Raw genomic sequence first — 21,798 nt, 5'->3', positions numbered from 1 at the left:
ATTTGGCACATGAACATCACCGACCGAATGACAAAGCTCGTCCTTACGCGGAAGCCTGAAACCGGCGTTCGAGGCGTAAAACGGCTGATATCCAACACCAGCGGAGTCAGCTATGAGGCTGTGCGCCAGTGGTTTGCTGGTGATACCGGAAATATCAAGAACGACAACCTGCTGGCTCTGGCCCACGGTCTCGACACAACTGTCGATTGGCTGCTGGAGGGTAACGGCGAACCACCAAGGCGGCGCGGCATGGAAAACGTTGTGACGGGTGACTTCGGACGCCATCGAAAGGAAGACGAGATCGATATCCCCCAATACGATGTGGTTGGATCAATGGGGCCTGGTCAGGTCTTGCCGAAGGAATATATCGAGACGGTCCGCAACATCACTGTGCGCACCGAGTATCTCCGGGAGCAGGGCATTACCTACACCCACGCAGACAACCTTTCTGTTATCACCGGATTCGGCGAGAGCATGGGGGCGACGTTTTCGAGTGGTGACCCGCTGATAGTCGACCAGGGCATCAATGCGGTGGTGGTTGACGGCGTGTACGTCTTTACACTTGATGGAATGCTGTACATCAAGCGGCTACAGCGCCTGCCGAAGATGATCCGCATGATTTCGGACAACGAGGCATTCCCGCCCTATGACATCAAGGGCGCCGAACTGGAGACTCTTATAATCCACGCTCGCGTGCTACTTGCCTGGAACGCAAGAAAGCTCTGATCAAGCCCACTTCTCCCCCATTTCTATATCCCGCCACCGAGCGGGATTTTTTTCGCCCAAAGAAAAAAACACAAGGACACTTGCATATCAAATACAAGCATGCTTTTATAAATGCAAGTCCGCTTGCATACGCGGGCCACGGCGAAAGCCACCGCTCTTTACACAACCTGACGTGACCACCGCGACGTACCAGGCCCTCACCTGGTCGGAAGAAGCTAAACCGCCGCCCATGCCAGCTCTGGAACTGGCCGCGCTCCCACATGCGAGTACGCGAAACCACGCAAGCCAGCCAGGAACAGCACCGGACACGAAATGTGTGACCTGGCCAGAGATATGAATCGGGCGATGCGCGTGGTGGAGATAGCCGAAAGGCAGCCCAGCCCACCGTGGCCGGTAACGGAGGCTTGCAACACGGACATTTTCACTTCTGCCACCGCATCGGTGGCAGCGGGAAAACAACCGAACACCTCGACGAGGAATAATCCATGCAAGCAAGCACAGCAACACAAATCACGATCCCTGAAATCGGCGCGATCTGGCCGGGCCAAGGCGGCATCTACGCAGGCGTCATTCCGGCACGCAACAGCAAGGAGGCCTACCACCTGATCATCGGCGCCGAGGTTGGGCGTTTCGAATGGGGCCCGTACGACGAAGAATCTCCGGCCAAGAGCCTGATCGATGGGCAGGCCAATACCAAAGCACTGCTGGAAAGCGGTGGCGATTATCCAGCCGCGAAGGCCGCCGCGATGCATCAGGCCGAAGGCCACGCAGACTTCTACCTGCCGGCCATCGCCGAGCTGAACGAGGCCTGGATGAACCTGGGTGATCAGTCGTGGGGCTGGCTCTGGTCGTCAACGCAGTTCTCAGCCCGCTACGCCTACTTCATGGATTTCAGCGATGGCCTCCAGAGCTACGGCAACAAGAACAACGTGCGCAGCGTGCGCCCTGTCCGCAGATTAATTTGCTGATTCATTTATTGCTTTTGCAGGCGATTCCCGGGGCCGCGAGATATCGCGGCCAAGCCAGATGCACCCGAGGTAGCGCTCGGCGCCTGCTCCCTTTCCTCACGACACAACCCGCATGCGACTTCCCACGGCGCCCTCCGGCAGCTGGCCGTGCCGTGAGGTCGCAGCCGAGTTTTGTTGACCCACCCCGTCACCTTGGAGGCGACCATGTACCACGAAGTGATTGTTGAAGGGTTTGTCCTCGAGGTCGAGGTGACCCGGCTTGAAAACGATCCGCCCTGCCCTGGCAGTTGGAACAGCGACTGGGGTGCCATGGGCACCCGCGAACTGGAGTTCAAGGTGCTGTCCGGCGTCACCTACGACAAAGACGGCGTGCGCATAGGCGTCGATCACTTGGCTCTCCCCCTGGTGTCGATGAAGTACGGAAGACAGATAGAGGTCGCGCTCTGGGTCGAGATCGACGCGGCAACGCGTCGGGCACGGTGGGCAGCATGAGCCGGTGCCACGAGCGTGCCATCGAAATGATCGAGCACCAGATCGGTCTGGTTGCCCATTCGGTGCTGCCTGACAGCGACTTTTGCGAGGGCATGATCCAGGCCAACGTCGGCCAGGGCCACATCAGCACCGAGGAATCGATCGAGCTGATGCAGCGCCTGGTTGATGCGGTGTCGGATCGGCGCCGCGTGCTGCGCCAGAAGAGCGCGGCCAGCCGCATGGCGAACTTCGAACGCCAGTACAGGAGCGCGTCATGACCATTCTCTGCCGCACGCAAAAACAACTCGTCGAAGCCCTGCAGCGTCAGGGCTTTTTTCTGGTCACCGACCTGCCCCGCCAGCTTCGCATCGAAGTCCGTCGCGGCATGCTGATTGCGAGGGTGTCATGACAAACGCTTACGAGATCCGCGCTGCGCGCCTTGCGGCCGAGTATGCCCAAAACCGGATCGACATTTCGGTGTTGACCAAGGCAATCAACGTGCTGACGGACTGGCAGCGACCCGACAAAGGCGTAAGCCTGGACGAAATTCGCACGGAGTTCCTGGAGGACGGGGATCGCTGGCGCGGTTGGATGTATGCCATCGATCACGTGCGCGGCAACCGCGATGAAGACGACGAACCGGCGACGGCTGAACAGTTGGAACTGGCTTCGTTACTGGATCAGAAGGCTGCACTGCGAGTCGCTGCAGGCAAGATCAAGCGCAGCATCGTCATGGTCGGTCGCCAGTTGCTTAAGGCAGGCCCATGACCACCCGCCAGCGCTCCCGGCGCCGCGCCATCCGCATTGCATCCGCCATCACCGGCCTGGTCTTCATCCTCATCATCCTGCTGGGCCCCGCAATCGGCGGCCTGATCACTCAATAGGTAAATCATTATGATCCAGCACACGCCAGGGCCCTGGACGGTGTCAGCGCCCCAAATCCACGGCTGCGGACTCTCGGTGGATATCGACGCGATAGGCGTTCGGTGTTTCGCGCTGGCCACCGTTGTTTGGCAGATGGAAGACGATAAGCACGACGATAAACCTTCGGACTCCTGCATCGCCAATGCCCACCTGATCGCCGCCGCGCCGGACCTTTACAAGGCAATTTATCGGCTCATCGCTAGCTCAACCCCGCAGAACGCCGAACAGCGCCGATGCTGGAAAGAGCTCTACGAGGCCATTGCGAAAGCTGGGGGCGCACCATGAGCACGATCACGGTCCGTGCCTCGTCCTGGGGCTCGCTCTTCGACTGCGCGTTCAAGTGGGAGTGGGTTCAGTTGCTGGGGCACCGCTCTCCCAGCAGCCCACGCTCCCACCTGGGCACTGCCATTCACGCCGGTACCGCGGCGTTCGACTCGGCCCGCATCAACGGCAGCAACCTGTCGGCCTACGACACCGCCGAAATGTTCGTGCACACGCTGCGCCACCCAGAATACGACGTGGACTGGCGCGGGTCGGACATCACCCTGGCCCAGGCCGAGGCCACCGGGCTGAAGCTGCACACCGCCTATTGCAACGAGATCAGCCCGCGATATGAGTTCGTCGCCGTCGAGCGCACGGCCACGCCGCTGGAAATCGACTGCGGTGGTGGTGTGATCGTTCGGCTCACGGGCCAGCTCGACCGCGCCAGGATCTGCAAGACCGGCAGCGGCAAGGGCATCGCCGACGTGAAGTCCGGCCGGGCCGCTGTCGTCGACGGTGTCGCGAAGACCAAGGGGCACGCAGCGCAGATCGGCACCTACGAGATCCTGGAAGAGCACACCACCGGCGAGCCCTGCACCGCACCGGCCCACATCATCGGCTTGAAAACGGGCGGCAAGCCCGAAACCGGAATCGGCGAGATCCGCAACGCTCGCCAGATGATGGTCGGCACCGACGAGTTCCCCGGCCTGATCCAGATCGGCGCCGAAATGTTCCGCACCGGCCTATTCCCCCCTAACCCGCAGAGCTTTCTGTGCAGCGCCCGCTACTGCCCGCGCTGGTCATCCTGCCCCTATCACGAGTAATTGCCCATGAAAGCGCAAGACCTGCATGTCCGCCTGGTGGACCCCACCGGCAAACACGACACCGTCATCAATCACCACCGCGTGTGGGACCGGGAGCGCTTCTACGAAGCTCAGGTGAAGCTCCACGAAGACCCCAAAAAACAGATCGAAGACCGCCGCCTGGTATCGATCGCCACTGAAGCTGAATACAACGAATCGCGGAAGGTGAGGAAATGAGCCAGCCAACCACCCTAGCGGAAATGAAGACCAACGCCGTCGCCTCGCCGAAGAACGATGCGCCCATGTCGCTGCTGACGGGCGCCGGTTTCGATCAGATCCAGCGCGTGGCAAAGGCCCTGGCCGGCTCGACCCTGGTGCCGGTCCAGTACCGCGCATTCACCGAGGTGAAACAAGGCGGAAAGGTAACCGGCTACACGCCAAACGGGGCCGGCCTGCCGAACTGCATCGTGGCCCTGAACATGGCGCAGCGCATGGGCGCCGACCCGCTCATGGTGATGCAGAACCTTTACGTCATCGAGGGGCGCCCGAGCTGGTCCAGTCAGTTCATCATTGCCGCAATCAACAGCTGCGGCCGCTTCAGTCCGCTGCGCTTCGAAATGAGCGAGCCCGGAGACGTCGAAACCGTCGAGTACGAGGTCAAGACCTGGATCAACAACAAACCGGTACAGGTTAAGAAAACCGCCAAAGTTCAGCACCAGAACTGCCGGGCCTGGGTTGTAGAGAAGGCCACCGGCGACCGCCTCGACGGTCCAACGGTATCGATTCAGATGGCCATTGATGAAGGCTGGCTGACCAAGAACGGCAGCAAGTGGCTGACCATGCCGGAAATCATGCTGCGTTACCGGGCTGCAAGCCTGTTGGGTCGGCTATATGCCCCCGAGCTACTGATGGGCTTGCAATCCCGCGAAGAGGTCGAGGACTTCATTGATGCAACCCCGGACGGCGCCGGCAACTACACGGTCGACGTCAACGACCTGCGCAGCAGGGAGCCCGAGCCGCCATCGGTTGTTGATGACGACGAGACGGTCGACGTTCAAACCGGCGAAATCGTTACAAACCAGGCCGAAACCGCATCAAAAGCCGCCGAATCCGCAACGGATCAGGCTGAAAACGCTACGGAAACCCCCGCAGATGATGCAGCCCCAGCCGAAACCGGCGGCCTCAACTTCGAGTAACCGCCATGACAGCCCAGTCAATCCTTGAGGTTTACGACTCGGTTGAAGAGTTCCAGGCGTTGCTGGTGTCGGCCGAGCTGCACGCCGATGGTGCCTGGGAGCTGGAATTCACCGAGAGCCTGCGGGCCAACTTCAAGCGCTTCGGCGCGCACACCAACCTGAGCCCGGCCCAGCAGTCGAAGCTCGAACGCATCGCGAAAGCATGAGGAACCCCCATGAAAATGGAACACAAAGACATTATCGACCGCGCCAAGATGCATGGTTACTCGCCATCAATGATGGCTCACGAGCTGCTGGTGCGCGATCTGGTGGAAGCGGCCATGTTCGAGTGGCAGAACTGCTCAGCCCCCTGGAAGAAAATGAACGAGGGTCAGCAGCAGGAGTGCATCGACCGCGTTACTGAAAAGGTCACCGAGTCGGTATTTGGTGCAGTGTCGATTATCTCGTCTCGTAGCGTCGACACCATTCCCCTGACTGTTGCGGACGCCAAGTTCAAGGCCAAGAGCATCACGGTCACCGCGACCATTGATGCTCAAGATCCGAACCGTCACGGCCTTATCGATGTCGCTGGCAAGCTGTGCTTGCTGGTGCTGGCACCAAATGACTACGCGGAAGCCCTGGACAGCATCCGGCCCGACCGCGACCAGGCCGGCCTGCCGCTCCACGTCAGCGACATCACCGGAAGCCTGTTCGACAAGAACGGACTGGCTGTTGAACGCTCCACCCTCGGCACGCAGGAAGACCTCGATGCTCTGGTCAATGCAGGGCTGCCCGACGATATCGTCGACGCCGAGTTCAACCCAGAAAGCAAGGAGTTCGGCGACTTCAGCTACGAGGACGCCGCCCAGATCGTGGTGCTGCACGCAACCACCGTGGATGTTGCATGGCTGCAACGCCGCCTGGCCATCGACAGCGACAGCGCCACCAGCCTCCTGCTGCGTCTGGTCGAAAACAACGTGATCACCGTCGAAACCGAGGCTGATCAGTCCATCGACAACACCTACACCGTCACCGGCAAGCTGGATGACGTTGTAAATGTGGAGTAGCCCGCATGCAAATCACCAGCATCTACGTTGAAAACTTCCAGGGCCTGCGGCACGCCGACCTGGCCCTGGCCACGCCCATCACCATGGTTTGCGGCCTCAACGGCGCCGGCAAGTCCAGCCTGAAAGAGGCCATCAACCTGGCCCTGGGCGGCGCGGCCCGCGTCGATAAAAAAGGCGATTACAAGCTGCTGATCACCGAGGGCGAGAAGAAAGCTCAGATCATCATCGGCCACGACGGTGCGGCCAGCAGCTTCTCCCTGCCCGCCGGCAAGGGCGAACGTACCGACGTCGCCGGCAGCGAATACCTGCCGTTCGTGCTCAACGCCGAGGCCTTCGCCAGGCTCGACGGCAAGGAGCGGCGCAAGCTGCTCTTCGCCCTCACCGGCTCCAGCGCCAAACCCGACGCAATCATGCCGCTGCTGGAAAAGCGCGGCCTGAACATGGCCAAGGTCAACAAGATCAAGCCGCTGCTTTTGAGCGGTTTCGCGGCTGCCCAGGAGCAGGCCAAGACCTACACCGCCGAAAGCCGGGGTGCCTGGAAGGCCGTCACCGGCGACGTCTACGGGAGCAACCTGGCAGAGGAATGGGCCGTCCAGATCCCCGAGGGACCGGCCGTCACCACCGCCGAGATCGATGCCGCCATCGCCGAACATGGATCGGTTGCCGCCGAGATCGAAAAGGGCGTCAAGTTCCTGGGCACCCTTGAAGAAAAACGCCGCGCGGCCGCCGGCCATGCCGGGAAACTGGAGAAGCTGACCGAGGCTGCTGGCCTGCTGGAGCGCGCCCAGAACAAGCTGGAGGCCACCACCAAGGACCTTGGCGAGTGGGAAGAGAAGTTCCAGGCTCTGAAAAGTGAGCTGGACGCCGCCCAGAGCAATGCCGCCGGCTGCGACTGCCCGAGCTGCGGGACCAAGCTGAAGATCGTTGGCAACACGCTGGAGCTGCACCAGGGCCTGGTGGCCGATACCAAGAACGTCACCGATCTGGCACTTGAAGTGACGAAGGCGCGCGAGGCAGTGAACCTGTACAAGCGCACCCAGGCCAACGACCAGGCCGCCCTCACAACCGCACAGAACGCCGCGACCGAACTGGCCGAACTGCAGAAGACCGCGCCCGAGGTAGTCAGTGACGCGAAAATCAAGCAGGTCGAGGATGCGCTGACCGGCCAGCGTCTGAAGTCCGACCAACTGCGCGCCAAGGTCAATGCCCTGAAAGATCGGCAGGACCTGGTCGCCGGCGCCGAGAAGACCAACGCCAAGGCCGCCGGTCATCACCAGGACGTCAAGGAGTGGACGCTGATCGAGAAAGCCCTGGCCCCCGACGGCATCCCTGGCGAGATCCTGGCCGGCGCGCTGGCACCGATCAACAGCAGCCTGAAAAAGCTGTCGGCCGTGGCCGGTTGGCCAGCAGTCCAGATCGGCACCGACATGACGATCACCGCCGACGGCCGCTTGTACACGCTGCTGTCGGAGTCGGAGCAGTGGCGCTGTGATGCGCTGATTGCCCTGGTCATCGCCGAAAAGTCCGGACTCAACCTGGTGCTGCTCGATCGATTCGACGTGCTGCTAGCCGTCACCCGCGAACAGTTCTTCGGGCTGATCCTCAACCAGGCCCGGGCCGGGATGCAGGTCATCACCTGCGGATCGCTCAAGGTCGCGCCGACCGCCATCCCCCACAAGGAGTTCCAGGTGGTCTGGATCGAAGGTGGTGTGGCCGCTGGCGCAGCACAATTGCAGAAAGCCAGCTGACCATCCATCCCTAATCAGGCGCATACCCAACCAATAACCGAGGTATTCCATGAAACCCGAAATGATCACCCTGAAACACGGCGACGCAACCATCAAGATGCCGTCGTCCTCCCTGGCAAAGCTGGCCATGGCCAGCGTGTTCGCCCAGGTCCTCCCGCCAGCGGCGAATGTTCAGCCGGTCGATCCGGTCGGCGTGCCAGCCTTCGGCCAATACTGGCCAGGTGAAGGCGGCCTCAACGGTGGCTTCGTCGCTGCCCATGGCTTCGTCGCTGCGCACTACCTGATCGTTCCTGAAAAGGACATCGGGCGTTTTGTGTGGGGTCGCCATGGTGAGCAGTCCAAGGCCACCGATAAGCGTGACGGGGCAGCGAACACAGCAATTCTGCTGTCTGAGGGTGATCACCCTGCAGCTGTAGCCTGCGCCGCGTACACCGCCGACGGACATGCCGACTTCCACTGGCCCGCGCCGGCCGAACTGTACGTGGCGTGGCTGAACATTCCCGAGAAGTTCAATCAGGACGTCTGGTATGCGTCGAGCGCGCAGTTCTCAGCCCACAGCGCCTACTACATGGTTTTCAGCGATGGCGGCCAGAACCTCGGCAGCAAGAGCTACGAGCGCAGCGTGCGCCCTGTCCGCAGGAAATTTATTTAATCCTCATTCCTTCAATCATCTGGCCGCAGGCCAGCAATAACTCAGGGTGCTACGGCGCCTTTTTTGTTGCCCTCAAAACAGGAATCACCCATGAACGCACCAGCAGTCACCTCCCAAAATGCTCTCCAGATCGGCCAGCCCTACGGCGGCGGCTTCTTCATCGGCATCACCCAGGAAGATGGAAAGCTGTACCGCAACATTCAAGCGCCGAAGGCCTTCGAACTGAAAGGTGCCATTGGCTGCTACGGCAAAGACGTAGCTGGCGCGAAGAGCTACACCGACAGCCGCGCGAACACCGAAGCCTATGCTGCGCAAGGCAGCGAATTGGCACAGAAAGCGCTGGCCCTCGTGATCGGCGACCATGCCGACTGGGGCATCCCGGCGCGCGATGTGGAAGAGCTGCAGTATCGCAACTTCAAGCCGACGGCTGAAGAGAACTACTGCTCCTGGCGGGACGGTGACAATCCATCGAGCGTTCCGGTGGGCTACCCATACACCCCGGACTTCCCTGCGCAAACGCATCTTGCAGCCTTCCAGGAAGGCGGTGATGAGGCCTTTGACACCGATGGCTGGTACGTCTCAAGCACGCAGTTCTCAGCCCACAACGCCTACTGCATGGGTTTCAGCGATGGCAGCCAGTACTACGGCTACAAGGACGTCGAGCGCAGCGTGCGCCCTGTCCGCAGAGAGCTCATTCAGTAATCCAATCATTCATTTAAGTCGCGGCAGCGACTCGCTTTAAGGGACTTCGCATGGCCATGCACACGGATTTGGATATCCACAAATCAGCAGAAGAACTTCTCGGCGTAGCGCTTCACCTGGTACGGAACATTCCGCGCGACATGAAGCAATTGGTAGGCGCAAAAATTCGGGACGAGTGCCTGGAAGTTCTGGTGATGATCAGTCGAGCGAACATGGCCCGCGACAAGCGCCCACCCTTGAATGCGCTGCTGGAAAGCATTCATATCATCAACCAGCTATTGCGGACGATGGTGAGCATGCAGTTCATCAGCGTTCCGCAGCATGCCAAGGTGATGAAGCTCACCGCTTCAGTCGGCAAACAGGCCAATGCCTGGAAAAGAAGCACCGCAACCGCGCCCGTTACTTGAGGGTCAAGGCTCTCATTTCTGTGCGCTGAATCTGGTCGTGCCGCTGGCCTTCTGGCCACCGCCATGCGCACCAACGGATACCTACGGTCTAAAGCGTCCGCGCAGGTCCGGCGCAGTTTCCCCGCTGATCTGTCTTCCTTCGGCGGGGTGATGTAGATAGCACGGCAGGTCGCAGTTCTCAGCCCACAACGCCTACTACATGGATTTCAGCGATGGCAACCAGAACAACGACAACAAGAACAACGAGCGCAGCGTGCGCCCTGTCCGCAGATTCGAGTGTTGCACCCTTCCAGTTCGAGGACCTGGTCCAGGCCTATTACGACTGCCGACGGCGCAAGCGGAACACCGCAAGCGCCAGGAAGTTCGAAATGGACATGGAGATAAACCTCCTCGAGCTGTACAACGACCTGGTCATCGGCCAATACCGCCCAGGCCGTTCTATTTGCTTCGTGGTCACGAGGCCCAAGGCCAGAGAGGTCTGGGCCGCCGATTTCCGCGACCGCATCGTGCACCACTTGCTCTACAACCACATCGGGCCACGGATCGAGCGCAGCTTCATAGCGGACACCTGCGCCTGCATCCCCGGGCGCGGCACTCTGTACGCCGCTACCAGGCTTGAGGCAAAGATCCGTAGCGCGACCGAGAACTGGTCGAAGCCGGTCTTCTATCTGAAGCTGGACCTGGCCAACTTCTTCGTGTCGATCGACAAGCGCGTGCTTCGCCAGCAGCTGGCCGCGCGGATCAGCGAGCCCTGGTGGCTGGCCCTTGCCAATCAGGTGCTGATGCACGATCCGCGGGAGAACTTCGAGATCCGGAGCCCGGCGCATCTGTTCGCCCGGGTGCCGCAGCACAAGAGGTTGACCGCACAGCCGGTCCACCTCGGGCTGCCCATCGGCAACCTGTCGTCGCAGTTCTTCGCGAACATCTACCTGGATGCCCTGGACCAGTTCGCCAAGCACACGCTGAAGGCCACGCACTATATCCGCTACGTCGACGACTTCATTTTTCTGCACGAGTCGCCGCAGCAACTGAACGAGTGGCTAGCCAAGGTCGAAGCGTTCCTGCCCGGCCTGGGCGCCCGGCTGAACCCGTCGAAAACGATCTTGCAACCCGTTGACCGCGGCATCGACTTCGTCGGGCACGTCATCAAGCCCTGGCGGCGAACCACTCGCAAGAGATCGCTGGCGCAGGCGTTGAAGCGAACCGCCGCGGCGCCGGCCGAAGATCTGCGCCAGACGGCCAACAGCTATTTCGGCCTGCTCGGTCAGGCCAGTCACAGTGAAAAGGACCGGGAGAAGTTGGCCCGCGTCGTCCTGCTGCGCGGCAACAGCGTCAATGCGACGCTGACCAAGACCTACCTGAAACGATAAATCAGAGGGATCCCCATGAACTCAATCGCACAACGGGCGCTTGCCGGCGCCCTGGGCAGCGCTTTGCCCGCTCCCCAACCGAAACCCCGGGTCGTTCAGACCTTCGCCGATGTCCTGGTGCAGCTCGATATCAACGAGATCGACACCAGCGGCCCGATCAACCGGGTCATGTACCTGGAGGGCCGGAAGTTCGCCACCGATATGGTCGAGCACGCCGGTGACACGCTCACCGAACCGGCCCACATCTCGAAGCTGATCCAGGCCCTCATCCGGGCGGCGATCAGCAGGCCGACCAGCCACGCCAAGGGCATCAAGGACGTGATCGAACTGCTGGAGGAACGGCCATGAAGGTGCCTGCATATGGAACGCCAGAATACGAAGAGCAGTCCCGCATCAATAGCAATTGCAGCAAGGTCACGGCCTGGGGGAAAGATCAGTTTGCGAAAATCGTCTGCATGGATAACCGCAATGCACGGGTGAGTGCTTTCAATGACATGGCGAACTACCTGTTGAACCTACACAACATGGTTCGAGAGGTCGCTGCTGGCGGCTATGTCCACTTCTGCACGCACTGCGGCAAACCTGAGCGCGCCCACTACCTGGAGCCCACCGCGTCAAGGCTCAAGGCCAACGGTCTGTGCCATCACTGCGACTTCTGGCACGAGAAGCGCACCACCTACAACGCCCAGGCCCGCGCCGGCCGAATGCTGGTAATGAAAGGTCGGGTCTTCGGCGACAGCGGGGACCAGCCGGGCGGCAACAGTTCATGGCTGGGGTTTGGCGGTTCGCGCTGGTACCTGTACCAGATCACCACCGGCAAGCTTTGGACCACAAACAATCTGTTCAGCGCCGGCGATATCCCCGCCAACTTCCTGCCTGGCATGCCCGACAACGCGGTGGCACTGAACCTGGAACAGTTCGAGCTGGCACAGGCGGGTCGATCATGATCCCGATATTCGCCGTGCTGTTCATGCTCCAGCACATCTATAGAGGGCCGACGGGATGAACAGACCGCACCGGATACTGGTCGGCGACAGCATTGCCATGATGCGCACACTGCCCGACCAATCTGCGCATACCTGCGTTACCAGCCCCCCTATTACGGCCTGCGGGATTACGGCGTCGACGGCCAGATCGGCCTGGAGGAAACGCCGGCGGAGTTCATCGGGCGCCTGGTTGAGGTGTTCCGAGAGGTCCGCCGCGTGTTGCGTGACGATGGTACCGCCTGGGTGAACATGGGCGACAGCTACGCAGCTCGCTCAACTGGGAATCTGTCGTTTCGGCGTGACAGAGCTTCCGTGTCGCCAGATCGCGCGCCACTTTCGGATGGGATAAAGGTAAAGGACATGATGGGTATGCCCTGGCGTCTGGCGTTCGCCCTGCAGGATGACGGTTGGTACCTCAGGCAGGACATCATCTGGCACAAGCCCAACCCCATGCCCGAAAGCGTCCGCGACCGTTGCACCAAGGCCCACGAGTACATCTTCCTGCTGAGTAAATCGCCGAAATACTACTTCGATCAGACGGCGATCCTCGAACCATGCTCGCCGAACACCCACAACCGGCTCTCGCAAGATGTTCTTGCTCAGATCGGCAGTGATCGCGCCAATGGCGGCGCCAAAAGTAACGGAAACATGAAAGCGGTGGCCAGGAAGTCGAACGGCGTCGGCTGGGGTCACGGTACCGACAGCGAAGAACGGGCAAGGGGCCGGGTGTCTGTACCAAAGGGATGGGACACCAGCAAGGGGGAAGGGGGTCACGGCAGCTACCACAGGGACGGCGCGGCTCGCGGCCGGCTCAAGGATAACGAGTCGACGAACTCGGCCCTGGCGATCATGCCGACCGAGCGCAACAAGCGCAGCGTCTGGACGGTACCGACACACAGCTTCAAGGGCGCCCACTTCGCCACATTCCCGCCCGACCTGATCCGCCCCTGCATCCTGGCCGGCAGCCCCCGCGGCGGTCTAGTGCTCGATCCGTTCGGGGGTGCCGGTACCACGGCGGTGGTGGCGATGCAGGAGGGGCGCCAGTCAGTCCTGTGTGAGCTGAATCCGAAATATGCCGCCATGGCTGAACGCCGGATATCAGCCGCCTGGCTCGACGGTGCCTCACAAATGGACGTGTTTCACGACTCGGCAGGTGCTCCCCTATGACCGCCCTCCGCCGCAAGACCACCGTTCGCGGGCGCCCGATGAAGCCGCTCGACCTCAACGTCATGTGCGACCAGTGCAACAAGTCCCGCGCCCATGGCAACCACGACAAATGCAGCAAGCAGCGCCAGGCCCAGGCGGCCGAGCGGCGCGCACAGGAGAAATCATGAACATGTGCAACTGCAACCAGGTGCGCCTCCCCTGCACCTGTAACGCTCAGGTTCCATTCAGGCGTGAAAACCGCTACATCGTTATCAAACTCAAGGATTTGGCGAAAGTTCCTGTGAGCTATCGGAGCTATCTGGTTGACCCTGTTTTCGCTCTTCAAGCCCATTTGCCAAACCGTGAATGCCTGGTCATCGAAAGCGATTGGCCCGAGTACGAACCGACCTGGGCAGCGATCGAGGCTCGCATGACCGGCATTCCACCAGTGACAGCCGCCGAAACAGCCGCCGAAGAACTGAACGCCGTGCTGCACTGGCGCGGCAAGCATGCCCTGGCAATCAAAGAGCGTGACCAATTGCAGCAGGATTTAACCCAGCGGGACGAGCGCCTGGACAAGGCCGACGATGACTTCGCCCTGCTGAGCCTTGAGGCCGGGCAGCGTATGGAACTGCTGGAGGGATTGTTACTTCGGTGGTCATCATTGCTCGGCACCACTGCTCCAGAGCTGGCCGATGAGACGCAGCAAGCACTCAAGCCGGCAGCGGTCGGAGTCAACTCGGGCATCACCGGCATGCACGCCGATTTGGCGATCCTTGATGAATTTCACTGGGATTCGCGCATGGATAAGACAGTGCGCCCAGACCATGCTCCGGCCGCGCCGAGTATCACCATTCCCCGCGGCATCGGCGAATACGACGGCCTAGACAATGGCGTCGACTGATCGCATCACCAGCACACACAACCCCAATCCAACACACTGGCCTGCGAGGGCCTGGCGAGGTACTCCCATGAACGCAGCACGCGATGACGAACACAAAACCACCATCGAATACATCCGGATCGCAGAGGTCAAACGGTTGACCGGGCTCAGTACCAGCACCATTTACCGCATGGCCGTCAGCGGTGATTTCCCTAAACAGGTGAAGCTGGGCGCCCAGGCGGTGGCCTGGGTCCGCGCCGAAGTCGAGCAATGGGCCGCCGGCCGAGCTGCCGCCCGCACGCCTTAGGCCTGTCCAGCCTCAAGCTTATCCAGATAGTCAGCCCACTCCTGCATCATCTTCCTCCGCTGCTCGACGTACTCCGCATGGTTGTACGTTTTCCGCACCTTCCCAGAACTGGCATGCGAAAGCTGAGCTTCGATCCAGTCCTCGTTGTAATCCATCTCGTTCAAGGCCGTTGAGATCGTTGCGCGGATACCGTGCCCGGTCAGCCGGCCTTCATACCCCATGCGCTTTAACGCCATGTTGACCGTGCCGTCGCTGATCGGCTTGCTTGGGTCTATCCGGCCCGGGATCAGTAGCTTGTAACGGCCGGTCAAATCATGGACGTGGCGAACCTCTTCGACCGCCTGCCGCGACAGTGGCACCAGATACGGCGGCACCTTATCCCCTCCCTTTGCCCTGATAACCTTCTGCAACTGCTTGACGCCCTCGGCCGGAATGGTCCAGAGGGCATTATCCAGATCGAACTGACTCCAGCTCGCGTTGCGCAGCTCGCCAGTGCGGACACCGGTCAACAACAGGATGCGGATCGCGCTCTTCGTGTAGGCGGCGCCATTGAAATCCCGCAAGGCGACCAAAAACTCCTTGAGTTCGTCCTGGCGCAGCATCGGGTTGTGCTTTTCTGGAGGTTCTTTGACCGCAACGATATCCAGGTCAGACGCCGGGTTTGTATCCATGTACCCGGAGGCAATGGCGAAACGGAATATCTCGTTGAGCCAGGATCGGCATTTGCGGGCCACGTTCAAGGCGCCGCGGGCCTCGATCCGACGCATCGCCGACAGCGCATCGGAGCGCTTCACGTCAGCCACAGGGATTTTTCCCAAGGCCGGGATCAAGTCCTTGTCCAGGTAGAGACGCGATTGGGAGACGCCGCCTTTTTTGGCTGCGGTCATGCGAGGTGCGCGGAAGGCGAACCATTCGTTGGCCACAACTTCAAAGGTCTTCACCGCGCCGGTAACGGCTTCGCGCTTTTCCTCGCGGCGCTGGGATCGTGGATCGATACCTTTGGCGATGAGAGCTCTCGCCTGGTCGCGGCGCTCGCGTGCTTCTTTCAGGGTGATTTCGGGGTAGGTGCCCAGGGATATGCGAGGCTGCTGTCCGTGCCATGAGAAACGGAAGTGCCACGCTTTCGAGCCTTTGGCGGCTACGAACAATGCCAGCCCGGCGCTATCGCTGAGGCTGTAGTCCTTGTCTTTGGGCTTTGCTTGCCTGACGGCCGTGTCAGTTAGTGGCATTTAGTACATCACCTTGGGCAGTCGAATTCAGATGTGCTGGCCAATGTACTAAAAATTTTGAGAAGGGGTGAGAATAGATGAGAAGAGACAAGAACAAGAAAGCCCCGTCAGACCAATGCCTGCGGGGCTTTCTGAGAAGGATTGAGAATCCTTGAGAATCGAAAATGGTGCCCGAAGCCGGAATCGAACCGGCACGTCCTTACGAACGGGGGATTTTAAGTCCCATGCGTCTACCAGTTTCGCCATTCGGGCGGTAGCGCGGTGAAGCGGTCTACGCAGTGGCTTATTTTGCGAGCCAGAGGGCTTCAAAACCTGCCAGCCAACCTGGCGCCTGCGCGACAAGGGGACGAATATATACATCCCCATCCGGCGAAGCAAGTTTGCTGACGCCAATTCCCCACGCCACACACATTTCGCAACCATCTGATTTTCAAAGCATTGCCAGGTAGCACCTCTGACCTGGCATACCTCGAACCAAGCCCCCCCCCCCTCAAGAACCCTCCCGCCTGGCCAAGTCATTGGATTTCCGGGAGATATGCATCAAATTGATATCAGCGTGTAATTATTCCATCATAAACGGTCGACATAATAGATCCCAGCCGAAGGATCCGGCCCCATCCCAAGAAGCCCGCACATGCGGGCTTTTTGCTGTCTGCCCAGAAAGCATGTTGCTTGCCCCTGTCAACTTCGGGATTGACAAGGCAAGAACCGTCGCCTGACAATCGAGCCTCGTTGTACGACAACAGACAATGAAAACAACAATAAAGAGTCGCCTCAATGAACCGAGCCAAAACCCTGCAAGGCTTCCTCAGCGCCGCACTGTTGGCGAGCGCGCCACTGACCTGGGCCAACACCTATGTCTACGTTTCCAATGCCAACGACGGCACGCTCAGCAGTTATGAGCTGTCGGCAAAGGGGCAATTGCAGCCTCTGACCACCACCGAGGCCGGAGCGGGCGTCATGCCCCTGGCGCTGAGCCCCGACCACAGCAAGCTATACGCCTCCATCCGGGCCAAACCCTATTCGGTGGCGACCTACAGCATCAACCCCGCCAACGGTGCCCTCAATCACCTGAAGAACGCCAACGTTGCCGACAGCCTGGCCTACATCTCCACGGACAAGGCCGGTCACTACCTGTTCGGTGCGTCTTACGGCGAGGATCTGATCAGTGTCAATGCGATCGATGCCAAGGGTGTCGTGACCGATGATGTACGACAAGTCATCAAGACCGGCCCGAACGCTCACTCGATCATTGTCGATAAGACCAACCGCTTCGTGTACGCCGCCAACCTGGGTTCCGATCAGTACCTGGAGTTCAAATTCGACGCCGCCAGCGGCAAGCTCACGCCACTGGGCCATATCGATATGCCCAAGGGCAGTGGCCCGCGCCACCCGGTGATTTCTTCTGACAACCGCTTCCTCTACCTGCTCAGCGAAATGGCGGGCACCGTGACCACCTTTGCCATCGACCCGAAGGGCGGACGCCTGAGCGCGATCTCTGAAGTCAATGCAATTCCCGCCGACTCAGGGCTGGTCCGCGGCGTCGCGCGGCCGATGATCAAGCCTGGCCAACCGACCCCGCCGCCGCTGGCCAGCAACCTGATCTGGGCCGCCGACATCAAGCTCACCCCTAACGGGCGCTTCCTCTACACCTCGGAACGCACCGGCAGCACGGTCAGTGCCTTTTCGGTAGACGGCAAAAGCGGCAAGCTGAGCTTCCTGCAGAACATCAAGGTCGAACAGCAGCCACGGGGAATCACCGTCGACCCATCGGGGAAATGGTTGCTGGTTACCGGAGAGAAAAGCGCTGAAGTGGGTGTGTACGCCATCGATCCGCTGCACGGCACGCTCACGCGCAATGCCAGCGCGCCTTCTGGCAAGGGGGCAAACTGGGTGCAGGCGGTCAGCTATCCGTGAAGAATGAGGGAGAGGCACGACCACCCTCGCCTCTCCCTGCTGATCTCAGGACAGTGAGTAGTCAAACTGGTACGAATGCTGACCGTCAACGATGCTGATCACCAGGCGACCGACCAGCCCTGCAAGATCCCCAGTACCGGAATCAGGCACAACATGAATGGACTGCTCAGGTACGCCGCGGGTCATGGTGGAGCTGTGCTGCAATACAAAGCTGCCCTGACGACCATGAAGCGTGCCAATGACTGTTTCCATCGCCACGTAGCCTGCAGAGCCCTGCACACTGCTACGGAAAGAAAGCATTTCACCTTGGCTGGTAGCCACCAGATCGCCGTGAAATTCCTTGTTGATGGACATGCGTCCTAGACCTGTCCCCGCGGCAATATCGCTGAGGGGTTCAGGGTTCAGCTTAACGTCAAAAGAACCATTGGCTTGCGTGCTGCTCATGGCATGCTCCTAAAAAAAGAAATGGGTAACTTCCGTTGTATTTAGCAGACTGCAACTGGGCCACAACACGGCATGTGTGGCAAAGGGGCGGATATTTTCGGTCGTGTTCTTTGAGCCCGCCCCTCTTTCCTAGCCGTCCCGCCTACTGATCAGAACTCAGCTACAGCCTATATGACTGTCCACGGCTGACGATAGCGGATCAGACGCGGACGCTCCCTCAAGCAGGGCATCCACCACCGCCCGCGCCACTTCCACGGAATGCAGCATGCCCCAGAACAACGCCCGTTCGACGGGATTGGTGTGCAGGCTGATTTCGTCGCCATTGAGTTCCGCCGTTTCGAGCAGATTGGAAACGTAGGTCAGGGCGTCCTGGGCATTGATGCCAGGTTGGATGGCAAACAGCGCTGGTTTGTAGGGGGCTTCGGGAGTGACGGGTTTGGAGCAGGTGAAGGCGAGGGTATCGAGCAAACGAGGGGTGTTGGCCGGAACCGACTCGGGTTCGTTGGATGGGGTATCAGAGAGTTTACGCAGGTATATCGCCCTGTCAGCGGTACTGAGGGATTTGCGAACTGTCGGCGGATCGGGGGTGATTTTCTTGGTCACGGTAAAGCTCCTCTGTTAAGAAAAGGAACTCGTCACCCCACGCTGCAAAACGAAAGGTGGCAAGCTGTACACAGGTTTGCAGACCGGAACAGAGGACCGGCAGGCCGAAGCCTCCTGCGCACAGCTCGCCATAACGCGAGCGCAAAAAAATACCGCTTTCGCGGCGCTGTACGCCTCTGTAGTTCCGGGCTGCAAAACCCGTATCGCTGAATTTGCAGCGACACTTGAACAGTAGCCCTGACGCTTGGCGCACGCAATATTCTCCCATGCCGGAAGCGTGTGGGAAATATGAGTTTTTTTGGAAGGTTATTTCCCGTGCCAATTGAACATTGATCTGCGCCGGGGTAGAAAGAAACGTGAGGATCAAGCCATCCGAACCTCAGGAGAAAATGATGCAAGCGCTACCAGGAACCGGTCTTTCGCGAATGGTTTAACGAAGCCATCACCTCGCAGAGCGCAGTTATCGTTATCGTTATCGACCGTGACGGCAACAACATAGTGGGTACCTCTCGTTACTATGAGTTCAGCGAAGAAACACGTGAGGTGGCTTGCTCCTTTTTCTGGATTTTGGCAAAACGCTACTGTCAGAAACTGACAGAAGCCCGACGTAGAGTGAGGCCTCTCATTTCTGGCAGGTTAAACAATGAAATTCTCGTCTGTTCGCCTCGTAACCCATCAATTTGAACAACTCGTCCAGTTCTATCAAGGTCTGTCGAGCCTTGAGCCCAGGCATCTGGCTGATGGGTTCGCCGAAATTCACTTCGACGGAGTAGTCTTGGCGATAAGCGATGAACGTCTGATCCGCCTTCATAATAATGGAATGGCTGTTGCAGCCAGCAATCGCTCGGCAATCCTTGAGTTCCAAGTGGATGATGTCGAGGCTGTGTTACTTCGGGTAAGTGGCGCGGAAATTGTGATGCCAATAACGATAATGCCATGGGGCAATACCTCCCTGCTGCTCCGTGATCCGGATGGAAGCCTGGTAAACGTCTTTTCAAAACCATCCAGCTGATCCCACTGCCCGGCAGGGTCATTGCGGGGTAATCAGCAACCAGTCGATCACCCCGACCTCACTGTTGGCCTTGATGGTCACCGAGGCCTCAGTGCCGCGCCGCTGGAAGATGGAGCGGCCTTGGGCGACCTTTTCACCCGTGCGCAGATTGACCGCGTCCTGCTCACCGGAAGGACTGAACAGCCGGGCGCCACGCGCATCTCCCCGTACTCGCGTACCCGTCGGGTAACGCCAGTCCCCCAGCGTGGCTGACTGCGCCAACTGCCCCTCCCAACGCTCAGGCCGAAGCTGTGGATCCAGGGTCATGCGCAACGCGGCCAATTGAAGTCCATCGAGGGCAATATCCAGGTTGTCCGCGTCCTCGGCCCTCAGCATCCAGCCCGAACCGGCGCCATGCAGCACCGTGCCCACCGGCCAGCTCACACCGGCAATACTCACGCCAGGGACCAGGTCACACCCGGAGAAATGCCAGCGACTTGGCCGGTACGTGTCCGCCGTTTCTCGCTTGAAGGTCGCCCAACTGCCAGCGACACAGTGCCAGCCTTGCACGAAGTGGTCATGCTCCAGGTGAACACGGGAGCTGTCATAGTCCGGCGCAAAATCAAACGCCACCACCGGCAACCCCAGGACCTCGAGGGATGCGGGCAGCTCAATGGACTTCAAGCTTTCAAGACCGTATGCCTGGGGCTTTCCGTCCCAATTCTGGGGTTCCAAGGTACCGAGATGGGCCTGGCTGCCCGCTGGAAAATGCAGCTCGCCCAGGTGCAGATCAGCCTGCAGTCGAGGGTTCAGCGCCTGTTGCCGGGCCTGCTCCTCATCATCGATACGCTGGAAGTCCTGCCACATCACGCCACCCAGCCCGACAAACACCAGGGCCACCGCGATCAAGCACGCATAGCGCCGAGGATTGCGCCGCAGATGACGGCGTGTCGGCGCGAACAGCAAGGCAACCAGGACCCACAGCAACCCGATACCGCTCATCGCCGCGAGCAATACCAACAGGAAAATCAACAGAATGACGGACGGATCAGGACCGAAGATCATCGAAACCAGGTGCTCACAGGGGGACGGTGTTGAAAATGGCCATCACCTTACCATGGCCCAAAAAATGCGGAAAATGGGGGCCGACTTACTTTCACTTCCCTATTGAGGCCGCGACACCATCCAATAATTGGTGCACCGTGTCCTACACTCACCAACGCATCGCAGACCCATTTCTATCCGGACGTCACATGACACCTAACGCAGAGCTCTACAACCCTTCCACCGAATATGCCGACAAGCTGATTTCGCGCATCGGACAAACACCCTCCTGGATCGCAAAACGCATCGGCGTGACTGACAAGCGCATTCGATACATCCTTGATGGCGAAAGGACCGTCAAGGGAGAAACCACCCCCATTCAGATGACGTACCCAGAGCAGTTCGCCCTTGAATGCCTTGCCGCAGAGGCTAATGCCAGGAAGAAATAGGAACTGATCCGAACTGGCTGCCGGATCCATAGGGACTGACCCCGAGCCCTCCGCGATGCGCCTGGCAGCATCGAAGTTATCCGCAGCGACTGAAAGACGCCACTCGACAGGGAACTCCTAGCGAGCACCAAACGTCAAAAAATATATGGTAGGCCATTTCGGCTTCTTGCTTTTGGAGGACACGCCATGCGCCGCATATTCCTCATTCCGTTGCTGATGCTTTGTCTGCCCTTTGGTTCAGCCATGGCTCACAGACCCGATATAGATGTGCGCGATGTTGCTACCTCAGCAGGGATTTCCGCGTCGCTTTACTCTACGTTCAAGGACCACAAAATCATGACGCCCGTCCGCGATGACGCCTCCACCTTCGTCGCCAGTGGCGGAGCGATTCGCGGTGCCTATCTAGAGTCAGTACTGGATCAGATTCGGCATGATCACCCTGGCCTCAAGGCCAGTGACGACGAGCTGGCCAATTCAATCCTCGTTCAATATGAGATACCTGCTGATCACTAGGTGTTCAGTCTC

Annotated in this window: 31 protein-coding genes, 1 tRNA gene and 1 pseudogene; 27 read left to right on the top strand and 6 right to left on the bottom strand. The window is 59.7% G+C overall.

What is annotated here, in order from left to right; all coding sequences use genetic code 11:
• Positions 1-9: 9 nt before the first annotated feature.
• The 23 genes and pseudogenes from AC07VG_RS11030 to AC07VG_RS10920 all read left to right on the top strand — a co-directional run bounded on the left by AC07VG_RS11030 (position 10) and on the right by AC07VG_RS10920 (position 14,596).
• Positions 10-726 (top strand): S24 family peptidase, encoded by a 717-nt coding sequence (locus AC07VG_RS11030; RefSeq protein ID WP_495021048.1) that lies wholly within the window; start codon positions 10-12, stop codon positions 724-726.
• A 485-nt stretch (positions 727-1,211) separates the two neighbouring features.
• A complete protein-coding gene (locus AC07VG_RS11025) occupies positions 1,212-1,694 on the top strand; it encodes an Lcl C-terminal domain-containing protein (RefSeq protein ID WP_495021047.1) in 483 nt (160 codons plus the stop codon).
• A gap of 204 nt (positions 1,695-1,898) precedes the next feature.
• Complete coding sequence (locus AC07VG_RS11020; protein ID WP_495021046.1) at positions 1,899-2,186, top strand: hypothetical protein; 288 nt, start codon at positions 1,899-1,901, stop codon at positions 2,184-2,186.
• Entirely contained in the window at positions 2,183-2,443 is a 261-nt protein-coding gene (locus tag AC07VG_RS11015; protein ID WP_495021045.1) for a hypothetical protein, read from the top strand. Before AC07VG_RS11020 ends, AC07VG_RS11015 begins: the two co-directional genes overlap by 4 nt.
• A complete protein-coding gene (locus AC07VG_RS11010) occupies positions 2,440-2,574 on the top strand; it encodes a hypothetical protein (protein ID WP_495021044.1) in 135 nt (44 codons plus the stop codon). Before AC07VG_RS11015 ends, AC07VG_RS11010 begins: the two co-directional genes overlap by 4 nt.
• Entirely contained in the window at positions 2,571-2,933 is a 363-nt protein-coding gene (locus AC07VG_RS11005; RefSeq protein ID WP_495021043.1) for a hypothetical protein, read from the top strand. The genes AC07VG_RS11010 and AC07VG_RS11005 overlap by 4 nt, the downstream gene beginning before the upstream one ends.
• Positions 2,934-3,059: 126 nt before the next feature.
• Positions 3,060-3,374: an XkdD/Y8K6 family phage-associated protein gene (locus AC07VG_RS11000; RefSeq protein ID WP_495021042.1), complete on the top strand. Its 315-nt coding sequence runs from the start codon at positions 3,060-3,062 to the stop codon at positions 3,372-3,374.
• Positions 3,371-4,174 carry a PD-(D/E)XK nuclease family protein gene (locus tag AC07VG_RS10995; RefSeq protein ID WP_495021041.1) on the top strand — a complete coding sequence of 268 codons (804 nt, stop codon included), beginning with the start codon at positions 3,371-3,373 and terminating at the stop codon, positions 4,172-4,174. Before AC07VG_RS11000 ends, AC07VG_RS10995 begins: the two co-directional genes overlap by 4 nt.
• Before the next feature lie 6 nt (positions 4,175-4,180).
• Positions 4,181-4,390, top strand: a complete 210-nt coding sequence (locus AC07VG_RS10990) for a hypothetical protein (protein WP_495021040.1) — start codon at positions 4,181-4,183, stop codon at positions 4,388-4,390.
• Positions 4,387-5,349 (top strand): hypothetical protein, encoded by a 963-nt coding sequence (locus AC07VG_RS10985; RefSeq protein WP_495021039.1) that lies wholly within the window; start codon positions 4,387-4,389, stop codon positions 5,347-5,349. The genes AC07VG_RS10990 and AC07VG_RS10985 overlap by 4 nt, the downstream gene beginning before the upstream one ends.
• A 5-nt stretch (positions 5,350-5,354) precedes the next feature.
• A complete protein-coding gene (locus AC07VG_RS10980; RefSeq protein ID WP_495021038.1) occupies positions 5,355-5,555 on the top strand; it encodes a hypothetical protein in 201 nt (66 codons plus the stop codon).
• Positions 5,556-5,570: 15 nt separating this feature from the next.
• A complete protein-coding gene (locus AC07VG_RS10975) occupies positions 5,571-6,395 on the top strand; it encodes a hypothetical protein (RefSeq protein ID WP_495021037.1) in 825 nt (274 codons plus the stop codon).
• Between the two features lie 5 nt (positions 6,396-6,400).
• Entirely contained in the window at positions 6,401-8,143 is a 1,743-nt protein-coding gene (locus tag AC07VG_RS10970; RefSeq protein ID WP_495021036.1) for an AAA family ATPase, read from the top strand.
• A gap of 49 nt (positions 8,144-8,192) precedes the next feature.
• The gene (locus AC07VG_RS10965; protein WP_495021035.1) at positions 8,193-8,795 is read left to right on the top strand and encodes a DUF1566 domain-containing protein; all 603 of its coding nucleotides are present in this window, start codon (positions 8,193-8,195) and stop codon (positions 8,793-8,795) included.
• Between the two features lie 90 nt (positions 8,796-8,885).
• Positions 8,886-9,497, top strand: coding sequence for an Lcl C-terminal domain-containing protein (locus tag AC07VG_RS10960; RefSeq protein WP_495021034.1), 612 nt, complete (start codon positions 8,886-8,888; stop codon positions 9,495-9,497).
• Between the two features lie 50 nt (positions 9,498-9,547).
• Positions 9,548-9,904 carry a four helix bundle protein gene (locus AC07VG_RS10955; RefSeq protein ID WP_495021033.1) on the top strand — a complete coding sequence of 119 codons (357 nt, stop codon included), beginning with the start codon at positions 9,548-9,550 and terminating at the stop codon, positions 9,902-9,904.
• 212 nt (positions 9,905-10,116) lie between these two features.
• A complete protein-coding gene (locus AC07VG_RS10950; RefSeq protein ID WP_495021032.1) occupies positions 10,117-11,274 on the top strand; it encodes an RNA-directed DNA polymerase in 1,158 nt (385 codons plus the stop codon).
• Between the two features lie 15 nt (positions 11,275-11,289).
• Positions 11,290-11,622 (top strand): hypothetical protein, encoded by a 333-nt coding sequence (locus AC07VG_RS10945; RefSeq protein ID WP_495021031.1) that lies wholly within the window; start codon positions 11,290-11,292, stop codon positions 11,620-11,622.
• Positions 11,619-12,221: a hypothetical protein gene (locus AC07VG_RS10940; RefSeq protein ID WP_495021030.1), complete on the top strand. Its 603-nt coding sequence runs from the start codon at positions 11,619-11,621 to the stop codon at positions 12,219-12,221. The genes AC07VG_RS10945 and AC07VG_RS10940 overlap by 4 nt, the downstream gene beginning before the upstream one ends.
• Positions 12,222-12,276: 55 nt before the next feature.
• Positions 12,277-13,427: pseudogene (locus tag AC07VG_RS10935) on the top strand (DNA-methyltransferase).
• Positions 13,424-13,594: a hypothetical protein gene (locus tag AC07VG_RS10930; protein WP_495021029.1), complete on the top strand. Its 171-nt coding sequence runs from the start codon at positions 13,424-13,426 to the stop codon at positions 13,592-13,594. The pseudogene AC07VG_RS10935 and the gene AC07VG_RS10930 overlap by 4 nt, the downstream one beginning before the upstream one ends.
• Positions 13,591-14,310, top strand: coding sequence for a hypothetical protein (locus AC07VG_RS10925; protein WP_495021028.1), 720 nt, complete (start codon positions 13,591-13,593; stop codon positions 14,308-14,310). The genes AC07VG_RS10930 and AC07VG_RS10925 overlap by 4 nt, the downstream gene beginning before the upstream one ends.
• A gap of 67 nt (positions 14,311-14,377) precedes the next feature.
• Positions 14,378-14,596 carry a helix-turn-helix transcriptional regulator gene (locus AC07VG_RS10920; protein ID WP_495021027.1) on the top strand — a complete coding sequence of 73 codons (219 nt, stop codon included), beginning with the start codon at positions 14,378-14,380 and terminating at the stop codon, positions 14,594-14,596.
• Here the strand turns inward: AC07VG_RS10920 and AC07VG_RS10915 are convergent.
• Both AC07VG_RS10915 and AC07VG_RS10910 read right to left on the bottom strand, forming a co-directional pair.
• Entirely contained in the window at positions 14,593-15,825 is a 1,233-nt protein-coding gene (locus tag AC07VG_RS10915) for a tyrosine-type recombinase/integrase (protein ID WP_495021026.1), read from the bottom strand. The genes AC07VG_RS10920 and AC07VG_RS10915 overlap by 4 nt on opposite strands.
• A gap of 165 nt (positions 15,826-15,990) precedes the next feature.
• Positions 15,991-16,077: transfer RNA gene (locus tag AC07VG_RS10910), tRNA-Leu, on the bottom strand.
• 525 nt (positions 16,078-16,602) lie between these two features.
• On the opposite strand from AC07VG_RS10910, the gene AC07VG_RS10905 reads away from it, so the two are divergent.
• Positions 16,603-17,742, top strand: coding sequence for a lactonase family protein (locus tag AC07VG_RS10905; protein WP_495021025.1), 1,140 nt, complete (start codon positions 16,603-16,605; stop codon positions 17,740-17,742).
• A gap of 45 nt (positions 17,743-17,787) precedes the next feature.
• Here the strand turns inward: AC07VG_RS10905 and AC07VG_RS10900 are convergent, their stop codons facing one another.
• From AC07VG_RS10900 to AC07VG_RS10890, 3 genes are all read right to left on the bottom strand, one after another.
• Complete coding sequence (locus AC07VG_RS10900; RefSeq protein ID WP_495002241.1) at positions 17,788-18,186, bottom strand: DUF3224 domain-containing protein; 399 nt, start codon at positions 18,184-18,186, stop codon at positions 17,788-17,790.
• A 156-nt stretch (positions 18,187-18,342) separates the two neighbouring features.
• Complete coding sequence (locus tag AC07VG_RS10895; protein WP_495021024.1) at positions 18,343-18,789, bottom strand: hypothetical protein; 447 nt, start codon at positions 18,787-18,789, stop codon at positions 18,343-18,345.
• Positions 18,731-19,156 (bottom strand): hypothetical protein, encoded by a 426-nt coding sequence (locus tag AC07VG_RS10890; protein ID WP_495021023.1) that lies wholly within the window; start codon positions 19,154-19,156, stop codon positions 18,731-18,733. The genes AC07VG_RS10895 and AC07VG_RS10890 overlap by 59 nt, the downstream gene beginning before the upstream one ends.
• A 276-nt stretch (positions 19,157-19,432) precedes the next feature.
• Here AC07VG_RS10890 and AC07VG_RS10885 point away from each other — a divergent pair, with 276 nt between their 5' ends.
• Entirely contained in the window at positions 19,433-19,801 is a 369-nt protein-coding gene (locus tag AC07VG_RS10885) for a VOC family protein (protein ID WP_495002243.1), read from the top strand.
• 18 nt (positions 19,802-19,819) lie between these two features.
• Here AC07VG_RS10885 and AC07VG_RS10880 read toward each other — a convergent pair whose 3' ends face one another.
• Positions 19,820-20,845, bottom strand: coding sequence for a hypothetical protein (locus AC07VG_RS10880; RefSeq protein WP_495021022.1), 1,026 nt, complete (start codon positions 20,843-20,845; stop codon positions 19,820-19,822).
• 188 nt (positions 20,846-21,033) lie between these two features.
• Between AC07VG_RS10880 and AC07VG_RS10875 the strand changes: the two genes are divergently transcribed.
• On the top strand, positions 21,034-21,273 hold the full coding sequence (locus AC07VG_RS10875; protein WP_495002373.1) for a hypothetical protein: 240 nt from the start codon (positions 21,034-21,036) through the stop codon (positions 21,271-21,273).
• Between the two features lie 186 nt (positions 21,274-21,459).
• Positions 21,460-21,786 (top strand): DUF2388 domain-containing protein, encoded by a 327-nt coding sequence (locus AC07VG_RS10870; RefSeq protein WP_495002245.1) that lies wholly within the window; start codon positions 21,460-21,462, stop codon positions 21,784-21,786.
• The last annotated feature ends 12 nt before the right edge of the window (positions 21,787-21,798 follow it).

The organism is Pseudomonas sp. GW821-FHT03C07 (assembly GCF_059420925.1).
This window is presented reverse-complemented; position numbering and strand designations above follow the sequence as displayed.

What these genes read in the sequence shown, in the direction of transcription:
- AC07VG_RS11030 (WP_495021048.1), top strand. Translation starts at nt 10, where the DNA reads ATGAACATCACCGACCGAATGACAAAGCTCGTCCTTACGCGGAAGCCT.
- AC07VG_RS11025 (WP_495021047.1), top strand. Translation starts at nt 1,212, where the DNA reads ATGCAAGCAAGCACAGCAACACAAATCACGATCCCTGAAATCGGCGCG.
- AC07VG_RS11020 (WP_495021046.1), top strand. Translation starts at nt 1,899, where the DNA reads ATGTACCACGAAGTGATTGTTGAAGGGTTTGTCCTCGAGGTCGAGGTG.
- AC07VG_RS11015 (WP_495021045.1), top strand. Translation starts at nt 2,183, where the DNA reads ATGAGCCGGTGCCACGAGCGTGCCATCGAAATGATCGAGCACCAGATC.
- AC07VG_RS11010 (WP_495021044.1), top strand. Translation starts at nt 2,440, where the DNA reads ATGACCATTCTCTGCCGCACGCAAAAACAACTCGTCGAAGCCCTGCAG.
- AC07VG_RS11005 (WP_495021043.1), top strand. Translation starts at nt 2,571, where the DNA reads ATGACAAACGCTTACGAGATCCGCGCTGCGCGCCTTGCGGCCGAGTAT.
- AC07VG_RS11000 (WP_495021042.1), top strand. Translation starts at nt 3,060, where the DNA reads ATGATCCAGCACACGCCAGGGCCCTGGACGGTGTCAGCGCCCCAAATC.
- AC07VG_RS10995 (WP_495021041.1), top strand. Translation starts at nt 3,371, where the DNA reads ATGAGCACGATCACGGTCCGTGCCTCGTCCTGGGGCTCGCTCTTCGAC.
- AC07VG_RS10990 (WP_495021040.1), top strand. Translation starts at nt 4,181, where the DNA reads ATGAAAGCGCAAGACCTGCATGTCCGCCTGGTGGACCCCACCGGCAAA.
- AC07VG_RS10985 (WP_495021039.1), top strand. Translation starts at nt 4,387, where the DNA reads ATGAGCCAGCCAACCACCCTAGCGGAAATGAAGACCAACGCCGTCGCC.
- AC07VG_RS10980 (WP_495021038.1), top strand. Translation starts at nt 5,355, where the DNA reads ATGACAGCCCAGTCAATCCTTGAGGTTTACGACTCGGTTGAAGAGTTC.
- AC07VG_RS10975 (WP_495021037.1), top strand. Translation starts at nt 5,571, where the DNA reads ATGGAACACAAAGACATTATCGACCGCGCCAAGATGCATGGTTACTCG.
- AC07VG_RS10970 (WP_495021036.1), top strand. Translation starts at nt 6,401, where the DNA reads ATGCAAATCACCAGCATCTACGTTGAAAACTTCCAGGGCCTGCGGCAC.
- AC07VG_RS10965 (WP_495021035.1), top strand. Translation starts at nt 8,193, where the DNA reads ATGAAACCCGAAATGATCACCCTGAAACACGGCGACGCAACCATCAAG.
- AC07VG_RS10960 (WP_495021034.1), top strand. Translation starts at nt 8,886, where the DNA reads ATGAACGCACCAGCAGTCACCTCCCAAAATGCTCTCCAGATCGGCCAG.
- AC07VG_RS10955 (WP_495021033.1), top strand. Translation starts at nt 9,548, where the DNA reads ATGGCCATGCACACGGATTTGGATATCCACAAATCAGCAGAAGAACTT.
- AC07VG_RS10950 (WP_495021032.1), top strand. Translation starts at nt 10,117, where the DNA reads ATGGCAACCAGAACAACGACAACAAGAACAACGAGCGCAGCGTGCGCC.
- AC07VG_RS10945 (WP_495021031.1), top strand. Translation starts at nt 11,290, where the DNA reads ATGAACTCAATCGCACAACGGGCGCTTGCCGGCGCCCTGGGCAGCGCT.
- AC07VG_RS10940 (WP_495021030.1), top strand. Translation starts at nt 11,619, where the DNA reads ATGAAGGTGCCTGCATATGGAACGCCAGAATACGAAGAGCAGTCCCGC.
- AC07VG_RS10930 (WP_495021029.1), top strand. Translation starts at nt 13,424, where the DNA reads ATGACCGCCCTCCGCCGCAAGACCACCGTTCGCGGGCGCCCGATGAAG.
- AC07VG_RS10925 (WP_495021028.1), top strand. Translation starts at nt 13,591, where the DNA reads ATGAACATGTGCAACTGCAACCAGGTGCGCCTCCCCTGCACCTGTAAC.
- AC07VG_RS10920 (WP_495021027.1), top strand. Translation starts at nt 14,378, where the DNA reads ATGAACGCAGCACGCGATGACGAACACAAAACCACCATCGAATACATC.
- AC07VG_RS10915 (WP_495021026.1), bottom strand. Translation starts at nt 15,825, where the DNA reads ATGCCACTAACTGACACGGCCGTCAGGCAAGCAAAGCCCAAAGACAAG.
- AC07VG_RS10905 (WP_495021025.1), top strand. Translation starts at nt 16,603, where the DNA reads ATGAACCGAGCCAAAACCCTGCAAGGCTTCCTCAGCGCCGCACTGTTG.
- AC07VG_RS10900 (WP_495002241.1), bottom strand. Translation starts at nt 18,186, where the DNA reads ATGAGCAGCACGCAAGCCAATGGTTCTTTTGACGTTAAGCTGAACCCT.
- AC07VG_RS10885 (WP_495002243.1), top strand. Translation starts at nt 19,433, where the DNA reads ATGAAATTCTCGTCTGTTCGCCTCGTAACCCATCAATTTGAACAACTC.
- AC07VG_RS10880 (WP_495021022.1), bottom strand. Translation starts at nt 20,845, where the DNA reads ATGATCTTCGGTCCTGATCCGTCCGTCATTCTGTTGATTTTCCTGTTG.
- AC07VG_RS10875 (WP_495002373.1), top strand. Translation starts at nt 21,034, where the DNA reads ATGACACCTAACGCAGAGCTCTACAACCCTTCCACCGAATATGCCGAC.
- AC07VG_RS10870 (WP_495002245.1), top strand. Translation starts at nt 21,460, where the DNA reads ATGCGCCGCATATTCCTCATTCCGTTGCTGATGCTTTGTCTGCCCTTT.